The sequence below is a fragment of the Mesorhizobium sp. USDA 3734 genome (assembly GCF_056279665.1).
Genome location: NZ_JBWCCW010000001.1, coordinates 7,209,892 through 7,225,949, shown reverse-complemented (window position 1 = coordinate 7,225,949; position 16,058 = coordinate 7,209,892). Strand labels below are relative to the sequence as shown.

The window sequence follows — 16,058 nt, the reverse complement described above, 5'->3', positions numbered from 1 at the left end:
TGTCGCCCAAAAGTGGTCCCGGTTTTAGGACAACGACATGTATGACAAGGATTAGCAGGCAGCCAGAGCCTTCTCCTGCTTGACGCGTTCCTTGAGCGCACTGGAGATATCAGGGTAACGCTTGCCGACCTCGCTGAAGGTGGCGCAGGCAACGTCATGCTGCTTGAGGCCGACCAGCGACACGCCGAGCTTCAGCAGCATGTCGGGAGCCTTCTTGGCCTTGGGATAATCCTTGCTGGCGGCAAGGAAAGTCTCGGCAGCGTCGCGGTATTTCTGCTGGCCAAGCAGCGACTCGCCCAGCCAGTAATGCGCGTCCGCCGCCTTCGCATCCTTGGGGAAGCGGGCGATGTGGTCGCGAAAGCCCTGTTCGGCGGTGCCGTAGTCGCCAGAGAGGATGAACTGGTAGGAGTTGCGGTAGAGCTCCTCCGGGTCGTTGGTGGACGGCAACGCCGCGACCACCGTGCCTTCAGATTTGCCGGCCTTGGCCGGCGCGCCGGTGGCTGGAGCGGTGTCCTGCGCCGGCGCGGTCGCCTGCGTGTTGCCTCCGGCATCGATAACGTTGCCGTTCTTGTCGACGGTGATGGTTCCAAATGTCTTTTCCGGCGCTCCCGTACCGGGAATGACCTTGCCGGGGTCGCCATCGGGCGATTCGACGATGACGTCCTGGACCGTCTTGCCGCCTGCCGACTGATCGTTGGCGGGCGCGGCGCCGCCATCGGCCGGCGCCTGTGTTGCCGGGGCCGTTGCCACGTCGGTGTCGGCGCCGGTGGCGGCATCCGATTTCTTCTGTGCCGGCGGCTGTCCGCCTTGCGTGCCGCCGCCTTCAAGCTGCTGGAAGCGGAATTCATTGTCTTCCTGCTGCTTGCGGATCTGCTCCTGCATCTGCAGGACCTGGAAGTTGAGTTCCTCGATCTTGCCGTTCATCTGCCGCAGCTGCTCTTCCAGGCTGGTGACAGCGGCAGGATCGGACTGCACCATCTGGACCTGATCCGGCTTTTTCTTCTGGCCGAAAAGGCCGGGCTTTTCACCGAAAATGCCGGGCAGTTCGATGCTGGGCAGATGGAAGGAAAAGCCGCTGTCGGTTGATTGCCCTGTGCCGCTCGCCCCCGAGCCGCTAGCCAGGGCGGTGACGCCTGATAGGAGCAGCAGCGCAAGCGTGCCGCTCAGAACCGATCTCAAATGCATGTGCCTCTCGCCGTGATTTCGTTAGCTTTCGCGCCTTCCAATCAGAATAGGACCAGCCAAGCGCCCTCGCGCTCATAGCAGGAGCCGAGACTTCGGCCAAATTTTGTTTCGGGTATCCGGATATGAAAAAGGCGGCCCCAGGGCCGCCTTTCGCATAGGTATGTTGCATTTTTACCGCTAGACCCGCCGCGCGTTCTTTTAATGCGCCGGTCGATTGATGCCTCAGGAACCGGCGCCGCTGAGCGTGGTGACCGCACGGCGATTCTGCGACCAGCAGGAGATGTCGTCGCACACCGCGACCGGACGTTCCTTGCCGTAGGAAATGGTCTTGAGACGGCTGGCCGAGACACCCTTGGCGACGAGGAAGTCGCGGGTGGCGGCGGCGCGGCGGGCGCCGAGCGCCAGATTGTATTCACGCGTGCCGCGTTCGTCGGCATGGCCTTCGACGACGATGGCATACTGCTTGTACTGGTTCAGCCACTGCGCCTGGCGAGCCAGCGTCGTCTGCGCGTCGGCACGGATCGAGGTCGAATCCGTATCGAAGAAGATGCGGTCGCCGATGTTGACGGTGAAGTCCTGCGCCGAGCCGGGTGTTGCGGCACCGGCGCCATTGAGCCCCAGATCGCCGGGGTTGTTCGGCGTCTTCTTCGAGGCGCAACCGGCGATGGCGAGCATCGCCACCAGCGCGATCATGACCGGGTTTCTGGTAAGTGCTGCGATACGGCCCATGCCGCCTCTCCTTCGTATTTCGAGTGATCGTATTCGAGTGATTTCGTTGATCACCCAGTAACCACGTTTGGGTTAACCGGCATTCAAGAAACACGGTTAAATTTTGGTTTAAGCTGCCCGTCCGCAGCCGTTTGGCTATCAGCCACAGTTGGCGCGGACCCTAGGCGGAAATGCGGCCAAAACGCGACCAAGGCATGGAAAAGGGGCCGAAACGGCCCCCTTTTCAGCATGTGTGGCAATTCAGCCGAACCTATTCGAGCAGCGGCGACCAGGCCGGGTCCGAAGCGAAATTCGCCGTCGGAATCGATTGCTCGTTACGTCCGGTAAGATCGACGGAAACCAGTTTTGGCCCGCCTGCGGAATCGCGGAAGAACATCAGCACGCGGCCATTCGGCGCCCAGGTCGGCCCCTCCTGCTGGAAGCCGGATGACAGGATGCGCTCGCCCGAGCCGTCGGTCTTCATGACGCCGATCTGGAATTCGCCGCCGGTCTGCTTGGTGAAGGCGATGAGGTCGCCGCGCGGTGACCAGACCGGCGTCGAATAGACGCCATCGCCAAAGGAGATGCGGGTCTGGCCCGAGCCGTCGGCGCCCATCACGTAGATCTGCGCGCGGCCGCCACGGTCGGAGGTGAACACCACCTTGCTGCCGTCAGGCGAATAGGACGGCGAGGTGTCGATGGCGGTCGAGTTGGTCAGGCGCGTCGTCGAACGGCTGCGCAGATCCATGGCGAAGATGTTGGAATTGCCGTCATCGCGCAGCAGGCTCATGATCACCTTCTGGCCGTCGGGCGAAAAGCGCGGCGCAAAGGTCATGCCGGGGAAATTGCCGACCAGTTCGCGCTGCCCCGTCTCGATCTGCAGCAGGTAGACCCGCGGCTGGCCGCTTTCATAGGACATGTAGGTGATTTCCTGCCGGTTCGGCGAGAAACGCGGCGTCAGCACGATCGACCTGCCGTCCGAGAGATAGCGGACATTGGCGCCGTCCTGGTCCATGATGGCGAGGCGCTTCTTGCGCGCGTTCTTGGCGCCGGATTCGTCGATGAAGACGACACGGGTGTCGAAATAGCCTTTTTCACCGGTCAGCCGTTCATAAATCGCGTCGGCGATGATGTGGGCGACACGCCGCTGATTGGCGTCGTTGGCGAAAAACTGCTCGCCGGACATCTGCTGGCCGGCAAAGGTATCCCACAGCCGGTACTGGGCGCGGATACGGCCGTCGGCTTCCTTGCTGACGCTGCCGGTGACCAGCGCCTGCGCATTGATCACTTTCCAGTCGTCGAAGCGCGGCGCTGCATCCGGATTGGTGATCTTCTCGATGAAGGCGCTCTTGTCGATCGGCGCGAACAGGCCCGAACGCTTCAGGTCGGCGGTGACGATCTGCGAAATCTGCGCACCAAGCGCGTCGCCGCCCTGGAAATCCGTGATGGCGATCGGCAGGGGCTCGACATTGCCCTTGTTGACGTTGAGCTCGACAAGCGCCAGCGCCGGCAACGTGCCGGCTGCGGTCATGCCCATCGCCATTGCTGCGACCATCAGGAGCGGCTTGAGGATTGATTTCATGTCTTCTCGCTTCTCGTACTGATTTTCGGACACCCGGGCCTTAGAGGCCGAGCATCTCTCTTGGATCGAAGGTGACGCGGACGTCGGCCCAGATGTCCTGCTTGCCGGCCGGAACCTGCAGGCCGGTGACATCGCATTTTTGCACTGCACGAACCGCACTTTCGTCGAACTGACGGTTTCCGCTCGACTTTTCGACCGCCGGGCGCCCGTCCAGCTTGCCGGAGGCATCCAGGTTGAACCGCACCACGACGACGAAATTCTCGGAACCTTCAAGGCCGACAGGAAGGGTCCAGCAGCCGCCGAGTTGGCTTTCAAGGGCGCCCATTTCCGACCTCGACAGCTTCTGCCCCTGGTCCTTGTCGCCGCCAAGCGACGCCTGCTGGGTCGAGCGCTTGGCACCGCCGCCGGATGGCTTTTGCTTGTCGAGGAGAGCGGAAATCTCGTCGGCGTTGAATTGCTTGTCGTCGGACTTCGGCTTCGACGAGGCTTCCTTGACCGGCTTGTCGGCATCCTTGCGTTCCGGCGCCTTGGCGCTTTCGGCCTGCGCCGGCTGCGGCTTCGGCCGGGCTTCAGGTGCTGGCGCCGAGTCGGGCAGCTGTGTCGCCTCGGCAGGCGGCTCCTGCGCTATGGCTTCAGCAACGGCGTCAGGCTTGACCTCGGGCGTCGGATCGATCGCAGCGGTCTTGTCCTGCGGCGGCGGAGTCGGCGCCGGCTTGGCCGGTGTCGGCTTGGGATCTGCCTGCTTGACCGGCTCGGGCTTGACCTCTTCCTTGGGCGTCGGCGCCGGCGCCACTTCGGTTGCCGGAATAGGCTTCGGCTTTTCCTGCGGCTTCGGCACGTCCTCGGGCTTCGGCTTTTCGATCGGAGTTGGCGCGGGCGGCGGAGCCGAGGTCATGTCGACCGGCTTCGGCTTGGCTTCCGGCGTTATCGGCTTGTCGGTGTCGACGCTGTTCTCACCGACCTTCTGCGCATCCGGCACGATGTCCGGACGCTGCGTCGGCACAGGTGCCGGCTTTTCATGCATCACGGCCTTCTTGTCGCCCTGCAGCGTCTGCGCAATGGCTTCCATCGGCACGATGTCGACCGCGACCGACTCGACGTCGGACGACGGAAGCGCGGCCGGCGCCGTCAGCGTGAACAGGCCGAAGGTCAGCGCCGCCGCATGCAAGATCACCGATGTGGTGAGGCCGGTCTTCATCTTCTTGTCTACTGATCCTGTTCCTGCAGTGAAACCAGGCCGATGTTCTTGTAGCCGGCGGCCGAAATGCGGGCCATCACCTTCATCGCCGTGCCATAGTCGGTGGACTTGTCGCCACGGATGAAGATGCGCTCCTCATAACCGGTCTTGGAGATTGCCTGCAGCTTGGCCACCAGCTCCTCGATCGGGATCTCGGTTTCCTGCAGATAGATCTGGCCGGCGGCGTTGATCGAGACGGTGATCGGCTGCGTGTCGGCATTCATCGCCTTGGCCTGCGTATCAGGCAGGTCGATCGGCACGCCGACCGTCAGCATCGGTGCGGCGACCATGAAGATGATCAGCAGCACCAGCATCACGTCGACCATCGGCGTGACGTTGATCTCGGACATCAGTGCATGGTGACGGCCGCGCCGCCTGTGGCCGCGCCCGCCGCGTCCTGCCATGCCCATGGACATACCCATCTGCTACTCCTCAGGCCTTGGGGGCCACTTTTTCATCGATTTGGCGCGAGAGTATGGCGGAGAACTCGTCGGAGAACCCTTCCATGCGCACCGCTATCTTGCTCGCGTCGGACGACAGCTTGTTGTAGGCGATGACGGCGGGAATGGCGGCGAGCAGGCCGATGGCCGTCGCCAGCAGCGCTTCGGCGATGCCCGGCGCAACCACCGCGAGACTGGTGTTCTTGGAGCCGGCGATCGCCTGGAACGAGGTCATGATGCCGATGACGGTGCCGAACAGGCCGATGAAGGGTGCGGCCGAACCGGTGGTGGCGAGGAAGCCGAGGCGGCCCTCAAGCTTCTCCATTTCGCGAGTCAGCGCCAGGTCCATCGCCTTGTCGATACGGGTCTGCAGCCCGAGCGGCGTTTTGGCGCCCTTCTCGAAGCTCTTCTTCCACTCGCGCATCGCAGCCACGAAAATGGCGCCCATGCCGGTGGTCTTGCGGTCGGCGAGCGTGCGGTAAAGCTCCTCCAGCGACTGCCCTGACCAGAACACCTGCTCGAACCGGTTGAGCGCCAGCCGCATGCGGGCGTAGGTAACCAGCTTGTCGACGATGATCGCCCAGGTCCAGACCGAGGCGCAGAGCAGGCCGATCATGACCAGCTTGACCACCCAGCTGGCCGAAATGAACAGCGACCAAACCGACAATTGCGCGCCCGGGTCGGCGAGTGCGATATTTTCCATCGTTACGTCCTTAAGATTTTCCGGGCGAAGCTGGCGGCTGGCCCCTGGCATCCCTTGTGGTCGGTTCGCACGAAGCTACCGGAACAACCCCAAACTGTGCCGTTGTCGGCCTTTTCGGGGCAAATATTGGTGAAAGGAAGGCGCAGGATAGCGCCAATCTTCACCACTCTCTTCATGAACCGTTATGGTTAAGGATGGGTTAGTATATAAGGCGCGGCGCATTGCCGCGCCCAGTGGCAAGGCACATGCAATCGCCGTTGATCACAATGGGACTAGTCAGCCGCCGGCAAGGCCTTGGGCATGAACGCCGCCACCCATTCCTTGGGAAAGCGCCTTGGGCGGCCATTCTCGCCGATGATCGCGGCTTCGACCTTGGCCTCGACCAGCACCTCGTCGCCGCGCTTGAGCTGCTGCGCCATGAAGATGCGCGCGCCGGAAATGTCCTCGGTGCTTGTGTCGACCGTCAGGATGTCGTCGATGCGGGCCGGGCCGCGAAAGTCGATCTCCATGCGGCGCACCACCCAGACTATTCTTTCGCCATGCTTGCCGTCGGCAAGCTCGGTGTGGTGCACGCCGGTCAGCCTGAGATAGTCGGAGCGGCCGCGTTCGAAGAATTCGAGATAGCGTGCGTGGTAGACGACACCTGAGAAATCGGTGTCGGCATAATAGACCCGCGCCATCAGCCGGTGGCCGAACGCCGTCAGCGCGCCGGAAATGCCGGCCAGCAGCGTCGCCGATTCACCATGATCGCCCATTGCGCTTCCTTTTTCAGCCCCGACGAGGCACCTGTTTCCCGCGTGACATAGCATCGGATGGCACTGTTGACGGCGATGATCAAGACCTTGACGGCGGCGATGCTTGTGCTCGCCGCGTCGGCGTGGCCCAGCCAGGCGGCGAGCTTCTCGATGAAGCGCGGCCTCAATCTCGACCAATGGGTCACATGGCCCGGCGAAGACCAATGGGGCGACGCCAAGGCCATCCTGCCCTATCCCGAGTGGCGCAAATTCCTTGGGGAGAACGATCTCAAGGCACTGAAGGACGCGGGCTTCGATTTCCTGCGCATGCCGGTCGACCCCTCGCCCTTCCTGTCCGGCCAGACCGTGGCCTTGCGCGACGATCTCTATGCCAGCGTGCTGGACTCGGTGCGCATGATCAACCGCGCCGGGCTGAAGGTGATCGTCGACATGCACCTGATCCCCGCCGGCGGCAGCCGCAAGATCGGCATGGCGCAGGTGATGGACGACCCGCAAACCTTCGATACCTATATCGAGATGGTGCGCAGGATGGCCCGCACGCTGGCTGGCGAAGATCCCGCTCAAGTCGCTTTCGAGCCGATGAACGAACCGATCGTCGATTGCGACAGCGACGGCACCAGCCTGTGGCCCGACCGCCAGCGCAAACTGTTCGCCGCGGCGCGATCCTCGGCGACGAAACTGACCCTGGTTCTGACCGGCGCCTGCTACTCCGCCGCAAGCTCGCTGGAGAAGATCGACCCGAAGACAATCCCGGACGACAACGTCATCTGGACCTTCCATTCCTACGATCCATTCCTGCTCACTCACCAAGGCGCAACCTGGGCCGGCGACTTCATCCCCTATGTGACCGGCCTGCCCTATCCGTTGACCGCGATGCCCAAGGCACAGCTCGACATGACGCTCGACACCATCCGTGCCAGGATCAAGGCCGAGGCGCCTTGGACGCGGCAGGGCGGCCTGCTTGCCTATCTCGACGAACAGGTCGCCAGCATGGACAGCCCCGACAAGCTGCTCGGCTTGATGGATGCACCGTTCAAAAAGGTCGAAGCGTGGGCGAAAGCCAACGGTGTCAAGCCGGAGAACGTCACGCTGGGCGAGTTCGGCATGATCCGCCAGGAATATGGCAACGCCTATGTGATGCCCGCCGAGTTCCGGGCCGCCTATGTCAGGGACATGATCGCGCGCGCCGAGGCACATGGCTTCTCATGGTCGGTGTGGAGCTATGGCGGTGCCTTCGGCATTGTTGACGCCTTCAACGGCGACAAGGCCGAGCCGGATGTGATGGATGCGATCAGGTCGCTTCATTGAGGCGATCTGGATTTAGCCAAGGTCGATCGACAGGATTTCCGGGCGCATTCCAAAACGCACCGGCAGAATGCTGAAGCCGAGCCCGCCCGAGACGATCAGATTGCGGTCGTTCTCGACGACATGGCCATAGGCATAGCGATTGCCGAAGCGCGACGGCACGACAGGCGAATAGCCGAACAGCCGAATTTGCCCGCCATGGGTGTGGCCGGACAGGGTCAGCGAGACCCGCCACGGCACCTTCGGAAAAATATCCGGCTCGTGGGCGAGCAGGATAATGGGCGAGGCGTCGCCGACCTTGGCCAGCGTGCCGTCGAGATCGTCCAGTCCCGTGAAGCCGGCGCGGTCCCTGGTCGGTAGCAGGGCCAACTGATCGGCGAGCCCGGCAATCCAGACACCATGCCCATCCTTTTCCAGGCGCACGACATCGTTCTCCAGCACCGGAATGCCGACTTTCTCCAAGGCCTTGCGCGCTATGGTCGGGCCGGCCCCGGCGCGCTGCGCGAAGCCATCTGCCCACCAGTCGTGGTTGCCGAGGATCGACAGGACGCCGAGCGGCGCCTTCAGACCGGAAAGGGCGGCCGCCCATTGCGATGGCGTCACCCGATCCGTCACCAGGCGCATGCCGGCAATGTAGTCGCCAAGCAAGACGATCAGGTCCGGCTGCTGGGCATTCGCGTCTTCGACAAGCGAGGCGATCCGCTCCGGCGTCATCCACGGCCGGCAGGCATGGATATCGGCAAGCGCAACGATGCGCAGCTTCATTCCCGCCGGCCAATGCGGCGGCGTTAGCGCATAGCGCTTCACATGCGTCAGCAGCATCGGCTCGATGCCGACCGCATAGGCGCCGAACGCGGCAACCGACAGGACCGACCCGCCGATGAAGCGCAGGAACCCGCGTCTGGTGATCATTGCATGGCTCCGGCACTCGGATCGCAGCGGCGTGCCGCAAGCCTCCGATAAAATCCATGATTGCGCCGGCAACCGGACCAAGATGAGGATATTTTGCGCAAGATGGTCACGGATGCTTGATCGCGGATCCGTGCGTGACCGCCAGGAGCGACTATTCTTCCTGGAACAGGTTGATCTGCTGCTGCGCCAAATCCTTCGGCGCGTCGAGGCCGAGATGGCGCCAGGCATTGGCCGTCAGCATGCGACCGCGCGGCGTGCGCTGGATGAAACCCTGCTGGATCAGATAGGGCTCGATGATGTCCTCGATGGCGTCGCGCGGTTCGGACAGGCCGGCGGCGATCGTCTCGATGCCGACCGGCCCGCCGCCGAAATTGCGGGCGATCATCGACAGATACCGCCGGTCGAGCGCGTCGAGGCCGAGCGCGTCGACCTCCAGCCGGGTCAACGCCTCGTCGGCGATCTTGCGGTCGACATGGCCGTCGCCGGCGACCGAGGCGAAATCGCGCACGCGGCGCAGCAGCCGGCCGGCGATGCGTGGCGTGCCGCGCGCGCGCCGCGCGATTTCCAGCGCGCCGTCGTCGCCGAGCGGCATTTGCAGGATGCGCGCGCCGCGCCGCACGATCTGCTCCAACTCCTCGACCGTGTAGAAATTGAGCCGCACCGGAATGCCGAAACGATCGCGCAGCGGATTGGTGAGCAGGCCAAGCCGCGTGGTGGCGGCGACCAGGGTGAAACGGGCGAGGTCGATCTTGACCGAGCGCGCCGCCGGTCCCTCGCCGATGATCAGGTCGAGCTGGAAATCCTCCATCGCCGGATAGAGGATTTCCTCCACCGCCGGGCTCAGCCGGTGGATCTCGTCGATGAACAGCACATCGCCTTCCTCGAGATTGGTCAGCAGCGCGGCAAGATCGCCGGCCTTGGCGATGACCGGGCCGGAGGTCGAGCGGAAATTGACGCCGAGCTCGCGCGCCATGATCTGCGCCAGCGTCGTCTTGCCGAGACCCGGCGGCCCGACGAACAGCACATGGTCGAGCGCCTCGTTGCGGCCCTTGGCGGCCTCGATGAACACTTTGAGATTGGCCCGAACCGCCGCCTGGCCGACGAAATCGTCGAGCGTCTGCGGCCGCAAGGTCTGCTCGGCATCCTCGCCGCGTTTTTCCGGCGCAATCAGGCGGGGCGACAGGCTCATGTTGATACCCCGAAGTCATCCCGTCCGTCGTGTTGCGTATCATCCGCACCATCGCGACCCACAGCGTCCCTGACCGCCGCGTCGATTTCCTCGAACGTCGCGGGACCGCCAGCTGGATCACCGAGAAATCCGACAAGGTCGGCAAAATCGAGATTGCGCAACGTCCCGATCAGGCGGTCGTCCACAACCGTCCAGGCGATCGTGTCACCTGCCTTGATCGACAACTGATCTCTGACATCCTTCGGGATCGTAATTCTCCCCGTTGAGATCAAGCTTGCATATCCGCCCATTTTACCGCGCCAGTTCCTTCAGCCCGAAACGGATCAGCTTCGGCGCATCGGCATCCTCGCCAGCCGTCTTCAGCGCAGCCGCCACCGCATTGGCGGCGGTGTCGCGCGAGTAGCCGAGATTGACCAGTGCCGAGACCGCGTCGGTGATCGGCGCGGATGCCACGCCGTCGCCAAGCTCCTGCTTCAGGCCGATGGTGCCCGAGGCCGAACCGGCATAGGCCGGCGCCTTGTTCTTCAATTCGGTGACGATGCGCTCGGCCACCTTCTTGCCGACGCCGGGCGCGCGCGAAACCATGGCGATGTCGCGCAGCGCAATGGCGTTGGCGAGATCCGCCGGCGCCAGCGTCGACAGGATGGCCAGCGCCACCTTGGCGCCGACGCCCGGCACATTGTTCATCAGCAGCCGGAACCACTCGCGCTCGAGCTGCGACTGGAAGCCGTAGAGCCGCAGCATGTCCTCGCGCACATAGGTCTCGATAAACAGCACCACCGCCTCGCCGGGCGAAGGCAGTGCGGCCAGCGTGCGCGCCGAGCAATAGGCGACATAGCCGACGCCATGGATATCGACGAGGCAATGATCCTCGTCGATCTCGTCGAGCGTGCCCTTGAGCTTGCCGATCATTGGATGCAGCCCTCGTTAAGGGTGGGTATCGGGCGTAATGAGCTCGACATCTGGAAAGTACTTTCTGAAACCTACGGGATCGCGAGTAAGAATGGGGTAGCCTCGGATGGCAGCGTGGGCACCTATCAGGAAGTCGGGCATCACTCTCTCTCGAGGTCCGCCCAGCCGCCGGTAGACCGAAAACGCTCTCGACGCCGCAAAGGCCGCTTCGAATGGGAGCCCTTCGCGCCGAAACTCATCTTCGGGCAAGGCATCATCGACATCATCGATGGCCTCATAGCGCATCGAAAACTCGGCGTAGATAATCTGATTGATGACCAGGCTGCCTTTCTCAAGGGCAGCCGCCATTTTTGACCGCGACCATTTCGACCAGACGGGATCGCGAACGGCGATATCAATAAGCACATTGGTGTCGACAAGTGTCGCCAAGATCAGCGATCCCGAGTCAAAGCCATGACATCGTCAGCATTCATTGTCTGATCGCCGCTGCCTTCAAGCCGATCAAGCGCAGCGAGAAAACGATCGAGTCTTTCGCGATCGGCCAGCCGTCCCCTGTCGTGCTTCGGCGTGATCGTGATCTTGCCCCCCTCAATGCCAAAGATGACTTCGCTGTTGGCGCCAATCCCGAATGTCTCCCGCAGATCCCGTGGGATTGTCACTTGGCCTTTGCTCGTCACACGCATGAAACACACCTTTCTTACAAGTAAGGAATATTCCAACTACGTGAACAAGTCAAGAACATAACTACCCGGCCAGCGCCATCCTGTAAGCCACGCTCTGCCGGTGATGCGCGTGGCAGATGGCGATGGCCAGCGCATCGGCGGCATGTTCGGTGTCGAAGGTGGCTTTCGGCAACAGCACCTTCACCATCATGTGGATCTGCTTCTTGTCGCCATGGCCGACACCGATCACCGCCTTCTTGACCGCGTTGGGCGCATATTCGGCAACGACGAGGCCCGCGCGCGCCGGCACCAGCATGGCGATGCCCCGCGCCTGGCCGAGCTTCAGCGTCGCCACGGCGTCCTTGTTGACGAAGGTTTGTTCGACGGCTGCCTCGTGCGGCATGGCGCTATGCAGGATTTCGGCTAGCCCGTCATGCAATTGGCACAGCCGCGTTGCCAGCGCCGCCTTGTCGTCGGACTTCACAGTGCCGGAAGCAATGAAGCGCAACGAATTGCCGAGGCTTTCGACGATGCCCCAGCCGGTGCGCCGAAGCCCCGGATCGATACCGATGATGCGAATCGCTTCCGCCATTTGCCGACTTTACCTCCGGCACACAGCGATGCCAGCGAAATGTGAACAAACCGGAAACGAAATGGAGATAAGCCCGAGAGAATGTTTCGAAATTCGCTCTGGCGAGTCATATGGTGGTGGTTTCGAGAACCGTAGCGCAGCGGACATTGGTCCGTGAGCAACGGAAGCGCAGAAAACGCCATCAGATGGCCGCCGGAGTAGAATTTCCAGACAGTCTCTTAACCCCGGGCGAAAGCCGTGTTCAGCAGGCTGATCTGGTCTGAAACCGGATTGAGGCGACGAGCCATCGGTTGCATGTCGACCATGGCGTCGGAGCCATAGATCTCCTCGTCCATGCGGCGCACCAGTGCCTGCAGGCGCAGCGAGCGGGTGACGAGGTCGAGGAAATCCTCGGGCAGTTCGGCCCAGCCGGCGGCTTCGTCATGGGCGGAAGCGGTGTCGAGACGCACCTTGGACTTTTCCGACGCGACCTGGTCGCGGGTCATCTCGCCGGAATTGGCGGCGCGCTGCAAAAGCAGCCAGGAGGCAACCTGCATCAGCCTTGTGGTCAGCCGCATCGATTCGGCGGCATAGAGCGTGGCCGCCAGCCTGGACAGTTTCTTCGCCTCGGCCCGGCCCTTGCCGTCGAGATACTCCGCCGCCTGTTCGACCAGGCCCATACCTTCCTGGTAAAGCGGTTTGAAGGATTGCGAGAAAACCCGGCGCTCCGCCAGCTTGACGGTTTTCGCACTGCCCTTCGAAGGCTCGTTCATTGATACGCCCCTGCACTTGCAACCGGCTGATTCGGCTCCCTGCCGATACACCCGGAACCCTATCTGACTGAAGCTTGAAAATGCGCTTCGTCACCGGTGAAGGCAAGCACATGTTTAACAGAAGGTTAACGGCGAGCCGACGTCGGGCGCTTCTGAAATGCGGACAAAAAAAGAGCCGCGGATAAGGCGGCTCTCAGGAGTTTAACAGGGAGGCGTCAAACAAAGTGGCTCCAACCACTCGGTAAGAATCCAGATCACTGGATGAACATAGTAAACACCTGTAAAGCTTAATGAAGCCTTAACGGCAGGTATGTTTTTTGACCGAACGCCGCCATCCTGTGCCGTAACAGCACAGCCTCACTGCCTCTGGTTCAGCTCAGGCTGTCTTCCAGACCGCCGGCAAAGCGATGAAGGCAAATAGCAGCATGCCCGCATAGAACCCGATCGAGGAAATCCCGAGCAGCGGTTCTATCCCCGGATTGCCTGCGAGCAGAATGTAAAGGCCGATCATGAGCCCGATACCGCTGATGGCAGTCAGCCAGAAATGAACCTTGGCCAGGACCTTTTGCCCGACGGCCGGAAACAGATGGTAGAAAAAGGCGAAGACCGCCGACATCAACCATCCGGCGACCATCGTGTGGGCGTGCGTTGGCATCTGGCCATGGTCTTCGCTGATCGCCATGTGGATGCCGAGCGCCATGCCGCACAACGCATAGATGATCGCCAGCGTGAAGAAATTCCGTGCTACCCCTTGCATAATGTCCCCTCGATTGCCTTTTCCCGTTTGCGGGAATGGGTTGATCGTCAGGCGACTGTTGTCGCCACCGGGCTCCCGGCGTCAGCGCACTAGCATCGGCGATGTTTCCAGACGATGTCGCGCCAACCCCTCCCGACGATTCGTATATTAGCAGGAAATCAGATAGCGCGTTCACCATCTCAGCCGCTTCTTCATTGCGCTGAAACAGAGCCGGTTTTTTCGCGACATCGTTCCGAAACAGGCGCCGCGCTAAACGCCCGCTCCTCTGACGGCCGGCGCCGATCCGCGCCGCCGCAAACCTGACCGGAACACTGCAGGAGCAACCCCATGGACTGGTACTCGATCGTCAAATTCCTTCACGTTGCCACGGCTATTTTGTGGGTCGGCGGCGGCTTCGTCCTGTTCCTGCTTGGCGTGCTTGCCGAGCGGGCGGGCAACATCGAGGAAAAACTGCAGGCGATGCGCGCCAGCGGCCAACTGGGCGGCAGGTTTTTTGCGCCGATGTCGATGCTGACGCTGATCTTCGGCCTCATCATGTGCTGGTTCTGGGTCGGCTTTTCCGACCTATGGATTCTGATCGGCCTGGCCGGCTACGCCACGACCTTTTCGATCGGCATGTTCATCTTCAAGCCGACCGGCGAGCGCATGGGCACGATGATCGCCAAGGAGGGCGTCACGCCAGCCGTTCTTGCGATCGGTCAGCGCATGATGAGCGCGGCACGCTTCGACTATGCGGTGATGCTGGTCATCGTTGCCGACATGGTGCTCAAGCCGACCGTGCATGACATCGGCATCCTCGCCGGCATGGTGCTGGTCGTTGTGGTCGGCGCCACACTGGCCTTTGGTGGCAGCCGTCGCCTCGTGCCAAGCCCCGCCTGACCTTGATGGTGAGGGAAGGCGGCGCGGCGGCCTTTCTACATCAGGCCGGCGATGCCATCCCACAGCAGCTTCAGCGCCACGACCGCGACGGTTGCGTAGGTGAAGGGATAGAAGGTTTCCGGCCGCATCCGGCGCACCAGCCACGCCCCGGCGATGGTCGACAGCGGCGCCAGCGGCATCAGCACCGCCGACGCCGTCAGATTGGCGGTGTCGAACTGGCCGAGCGCGAAATAGGGAACCAGCTTCAGCGCATTGGTGGCGGCAAAGAAGATCGCGGCGGTGCCTGACAGAACTTTCGGATCGAGCCGGATCGGCAAGGCATAGACCTGGAAGGGCGGCCCGCCGACATGGGCGACGAAGCTGGTGAAGCCGGCGACCGTGCCCCAGACGGCGGCGGCCACGCGGTTGGGCGCGGCCGCGTGATCGGCGCCGTGGCGAAACTGCAGATAGAGCCAGCGCAGGACGAAGATGATGGCGACGGCGCCGACGATCAGCCGCACCGCCTCTTCGGTGACCAGTGCCGCCGTCAGCCAGCCAAGGCCGATGCCGATGACGGCGCCCGGCATCATGTCGACCAGCATCTTTCTGTTATAAACACCCCACCATGTCCACACCGAGACGATGTCCATCAGGCACAGGATCGGCAGCAGGATGGCGGCAGCCTGGACCGGCGGCATGGTCAGCGCCATCAGCGGCACGCCGACGAAGCCGACAGCGCCGCCAAAGCCGCCCTTGGACAAGCCGACCAGAATGACCGCCGGAATGGCAGCCGCGTAGAACCACGGATCGAAAAGCAGGCCTGACATGGGAGGGGACTGGTCCGGAGGGAAAGCGTGTCGACGCTTGAATAGCCCAGAATTTTGACCGGAGCGACAGTAAAACGATCCCTCCGCAGGCTTTCCACCCGCTGCGATCAGCCCTCTGAAAACCAGGGCGTGGCCGGTCTGGCTCAGGATGCCTGCAAAACCTTTGCCTTGTCCCGAGAGGCGGTTGCGTCGAGCGGCGGTGGCCGGCGGCGGATCGGCTGCGCCTTGATGATGGCAGTGCTCGTCTCGGCCTTGTCGGCGATACGGTCGAGAATTCCGTCGAGATCGCCGATCGAGCGCACGAACAGGCGGGCGACGAAGCAGTCATCGCCCGTCACCTTGTCGCATTCGCCGAATTCGGGGATTTCCTCGATGAGCTCCTGGACGATGTGCAGCTTGCCGGGCAGAGGCCGGATGCGCACGATCGCCTGCAAGGTATAACCCAGCGCCAGCGGATCGATCTCAACGGTGAATGCCCGGATAACGCCGCGCTCCTCCAGCCGTCGCAGCCGCTCCGAAACGCTTGGCGACGACAGCCCGACCTGGGCGGCCAGCTCCTTCAGCGAGGTCCGCGCATCCTTGACCAGGATTTCAAGAAGATTTCGGTCGAGATCGTCCAGCATTTTACATTTCTCGCTGAATTGGAGACGTCGCCTAATATAATTAGGCTATTCACCCATAC

Annotated in this window: 20 protein-coding genes; 2 read left to right on the top strand and 18 right to left on the bottom strand. The window is 62.5% G+C overall.

Annotation, left to right across the window (positions count from 1 at the left end; all coding sequences use genetic code 11):
* Positions 1-51: 51 nt before the first annotated feature.
* The 7 genes from ybgF to ybgC form a co-directional block, all read right to left on the bottom strand.
* Positions 52-1,185 carry a tol-pal system protein YbgF gene (ybgF, locus tag ACZ89F_RS34690; RefSeq protein WP_476096708.1) on the bottom strand — a complete coding sequence of 378 codons (1,134 nt, stop codon included), beginning with the start codon at positions 1,183-1,185 and terminating at the stop codon, positions 52-54.
* Between the two features lie 222 nt (positions 1,186-1,407).
* Positions 1,408-1,914, bottom strand: coding sequence for a peptidoglycan-associated lipoprotein Pal (gene pal / locus ACZ89F_RS34685; protein WP_476096707.1), 507 nt, complete (start codon positions 1,912-1,914; stop codon positions 1,408-1,410).
* Between the two features lie 250 nt (positions 1,915-2,164).
* The gene (gene tolB / locus ACZ89F_RS34680) at positions 2,165-3,475 is read right to left on the bottom strand and encodes a Tol-Pal system beta propeller repeat protein TolB (RefSeq protein ID WP_136618415.1); all 1,311 of its coding nucleotides are present in this window, start codon (positions 3,473-3,475) and stop codon (positions 2,165-2,167) included.
* A 40-nt stretch (positions 3,476-3,515) separates the two neighbouring features.
* Positions 3,516-4,673 (bottom strand): energy transducer TonB family protein, encoded by a 1,158-nt coding sequence (locus ACZ89F_RS34675; protein ID WP_476096706.1) that lies wholly within the window; start codon positions 4,671-4,673, stop codon positions 3,516-3,518.
* An 8-nt stretch (positions 4,674-4,681) separates the two neighbouring features.
* Positions 4,682-5,134 (bottom strand): protein TolR, encoded by a 453-nt coding sequence (gene tolR / locus ACZ89F_RS34670; protein ID WP_013529146.1) that lies wholly within the window; start codon positions 5,132-5,134, stop codon positions 4,682-4,684.
* Positions 5,135-5,144: 10 nt separating this feature from the next.
* Positions 5,145-5,855 (bottom strand): protein TolQ, encoded by a 711-nt coding sequence (gene tolQ, locus ACZ89F_RS34665; protein ID WP_136618418.1) that lies wholly within the window; start codon positions 5,853-5,855, stop codon positions 5,145-5,147.
* A 272-nt stretch (positions 5,856-6,127) separates the two neighbouring features.
* A complete protein-coding gene (gene ybgC / locus ACZ89F_RS34660) occupies positions 6,128-6,610 on the bottom strand; it encodes a tol-pal system-associated acyl-CoA thioesterase (RefSeq protein WP_476096705.1) in 483 nt (160 codons plus the stop codon).
* 57 nt (positions 6,611-6,667) lie between these two features.
* On the opposite strand from ybgC, the gene ACZ89F_RS34655 reads away from it, so the two are divergent.
* The gene (locus ACZ89F_RS34655; RefSeq protein ID WP_476096704.1) at positions 6,668-7,918 is read left to right on the top strand and encodes a glycoside hydrolase family 5 protein; all 1,251 of its coding nucleotides are present in this window, start codon (positions 6,668-6,670) and stop codon (positions 7,916-7,918) included.
* Between the two features lie 12 nt (positions 7,919-7,930).
* Here ACZ89F_RS34655 and ACZ89F_RS34650 read toward each other — a convergent pair whose 3' ends face one another.
* From ACZ89F_RS34650 to ACZ89F_RS34610, 9 genes are all read right to left on the bottom strand, one after another.
* Positions 7,931-8,827, bottom strand: coding sequence for a metallophosphoesterase (locus ACZ89F_RS34650; RefSeq protein WP_476096703.1), 897 nt, complete (start codon positions 8,825-8,827; stop codon positions 7,931-7,933).
* A gap of 151 nt (positions 8,828-8,978) precedes the next feature.
* Positions 8,979-10,016, bottom strand: a complete 1,038-nt coding sequence (gene ruvB / locus ACZ89F_RS34645; protein ID WP_023811851.1) for a Holliday junction branch migration DNA helicase RuvB — start codon at positions 10,014-10,016, stop codon at positions 8,979-8,981.
* Positions 10,013-10,306 carry an AbrB/MazE/SpoVT family DNA-binding domain-containing protein gene (locus tag ACZ89F_RS34640; protein ID WP_476096702.1) on the bottom strand — a complete coding sequence of 98 codons (294 nt, stop codon included), beginning with the start codon at positions 10,304-10,306 and terminating at the stop codon, positions 10,013-10,015. Before ACZ89F_RS34640 ends, ruvB begins: the two co-directional genes overlap by 4 nt.
* 1 nt (position 10,307) lies before the next feature.
* Positions 10,308-10,928: a Holliday junction branch migration protein RuvA gene (gene ruvA / locus ACZ89F_RS34635; protein ID WP_476096701.1), complete on the bottom strand. Its 621-nt coding sequence runs from the start codon at positions 10,926-10,928 to the stop codon at positions 10,308-10,310.
* A gap of 15 nt (positions 10,929-10,943) precedes the next feature.
* Positions 10,944-11,357: a type II toxin-antitoxin system VapC family toxin gene (locus ACZ89F_RS34630; protein WP_476096700.1), complete on the bottom strand. Its 414-nt coding sequence runs from the start codon at positions 11,355-11,357 to the stop codon at positions 10,944-10,946.
* Positions 11,358-11,359: 2 nt separating this feature from the next.
* Positions 11,360-11,611 carry an AbrB/MazE/SpoVT family DNA-binding domain-containing protein gene (locus ACZ89F_RS34625; protein WP_224700539.1) on the bottom strand — a complete coding sequence of 84 codons (252 nt, stop codon included), beginning with the start codon at positions 11,609-11,611 and terminating at the stop codon, positions 11,360-11,362.
* 61 nt (positions 11,612-11,672) lie between these two features.
* Complete coding sequence (gene ruvC, locus ACZ89F_RS34620) at positions 11,673-12,182, bottom strand: crossover junction endodeoxyribonuclease RuvC (RefSeq protein ID WP_476096699.1); 510 nt, start codon at positions 12,180-12,182, stop codon at positions 11,673-11,675.
* 218 nt (positions 12,183-12,400) lie between these two features.
* A complete protein-coding gene (gene rcdA, locus ACZ89F_RS34615; RefSeq protein WP_476096698.1) occupies positions 12,401-12,934 on the bottom strand; it encodes a protease adaptor protein RcdA in 534 nt (177 codons plus the stop codon).
* A 376-nt stretch (positions 12,935-13,310) separates the two neighbouring features.
* Complete coding sequence (locus ACZ89F_RS34610) at positions 13,311-13,691, bottom strand: hypothetical protein (protein WP_056586451.1); 381 nt, start codon at positions 13,689-13,691, stop codon at positions 13,311-13,313.
* A gap of 327 nt (positions 13,692-14,018) precedes the next feature.
* Here ACZ89F_RS34610 and ACZ89F_RS34605 point away from each other — a divergent pair, with 327 nt between their 5' ends.
* Positions 14,019-14,570, top strand: a complete 552-nt coding sequence (locus ACZ89F_RS34605) for a DUF2269 family protein (RefSeq protein WP_476096697.1) — start codon at positions 14,019-14,021, stop codon at positions 14,568-14,570.
* A 35-nt stretch (positions 14,571-14,605) separates the two neighbouring features.
* Here ACZ89F_RS34605 and ACZ89F_RS34600 read toward each other — a convergent pair whose 3' ends face one another.
* Both ACZ89F_RS34600 and ACZ89F_RS34595 read right to left on the bottom strand, forming a co-directional pair.
* A complete protein-coding gene (locus tag ACZ89F_RS34600; RefSeq protein ID WP_476096696.1) occupies positions 14,606-15,376 on the bottom strand; it encodes a sulfite exporter TauE/SafE family protein in 771 nt (256 codons plus the stop codon).
* Positions 15,377-15,519: 143 nt separating this feature from the next.
* Entirely contained in the window at positions 15,520-15,999 is a 480-nt protein-coding gene (locus ACZ89F_RS34595; RefSeq protein WP_476096695.1) for an Lrp/AsnC family transcriptional regulator, read from the bottom strand.
* Positions 16,000-16,058 lie beyond the last annotated feature (59 nt).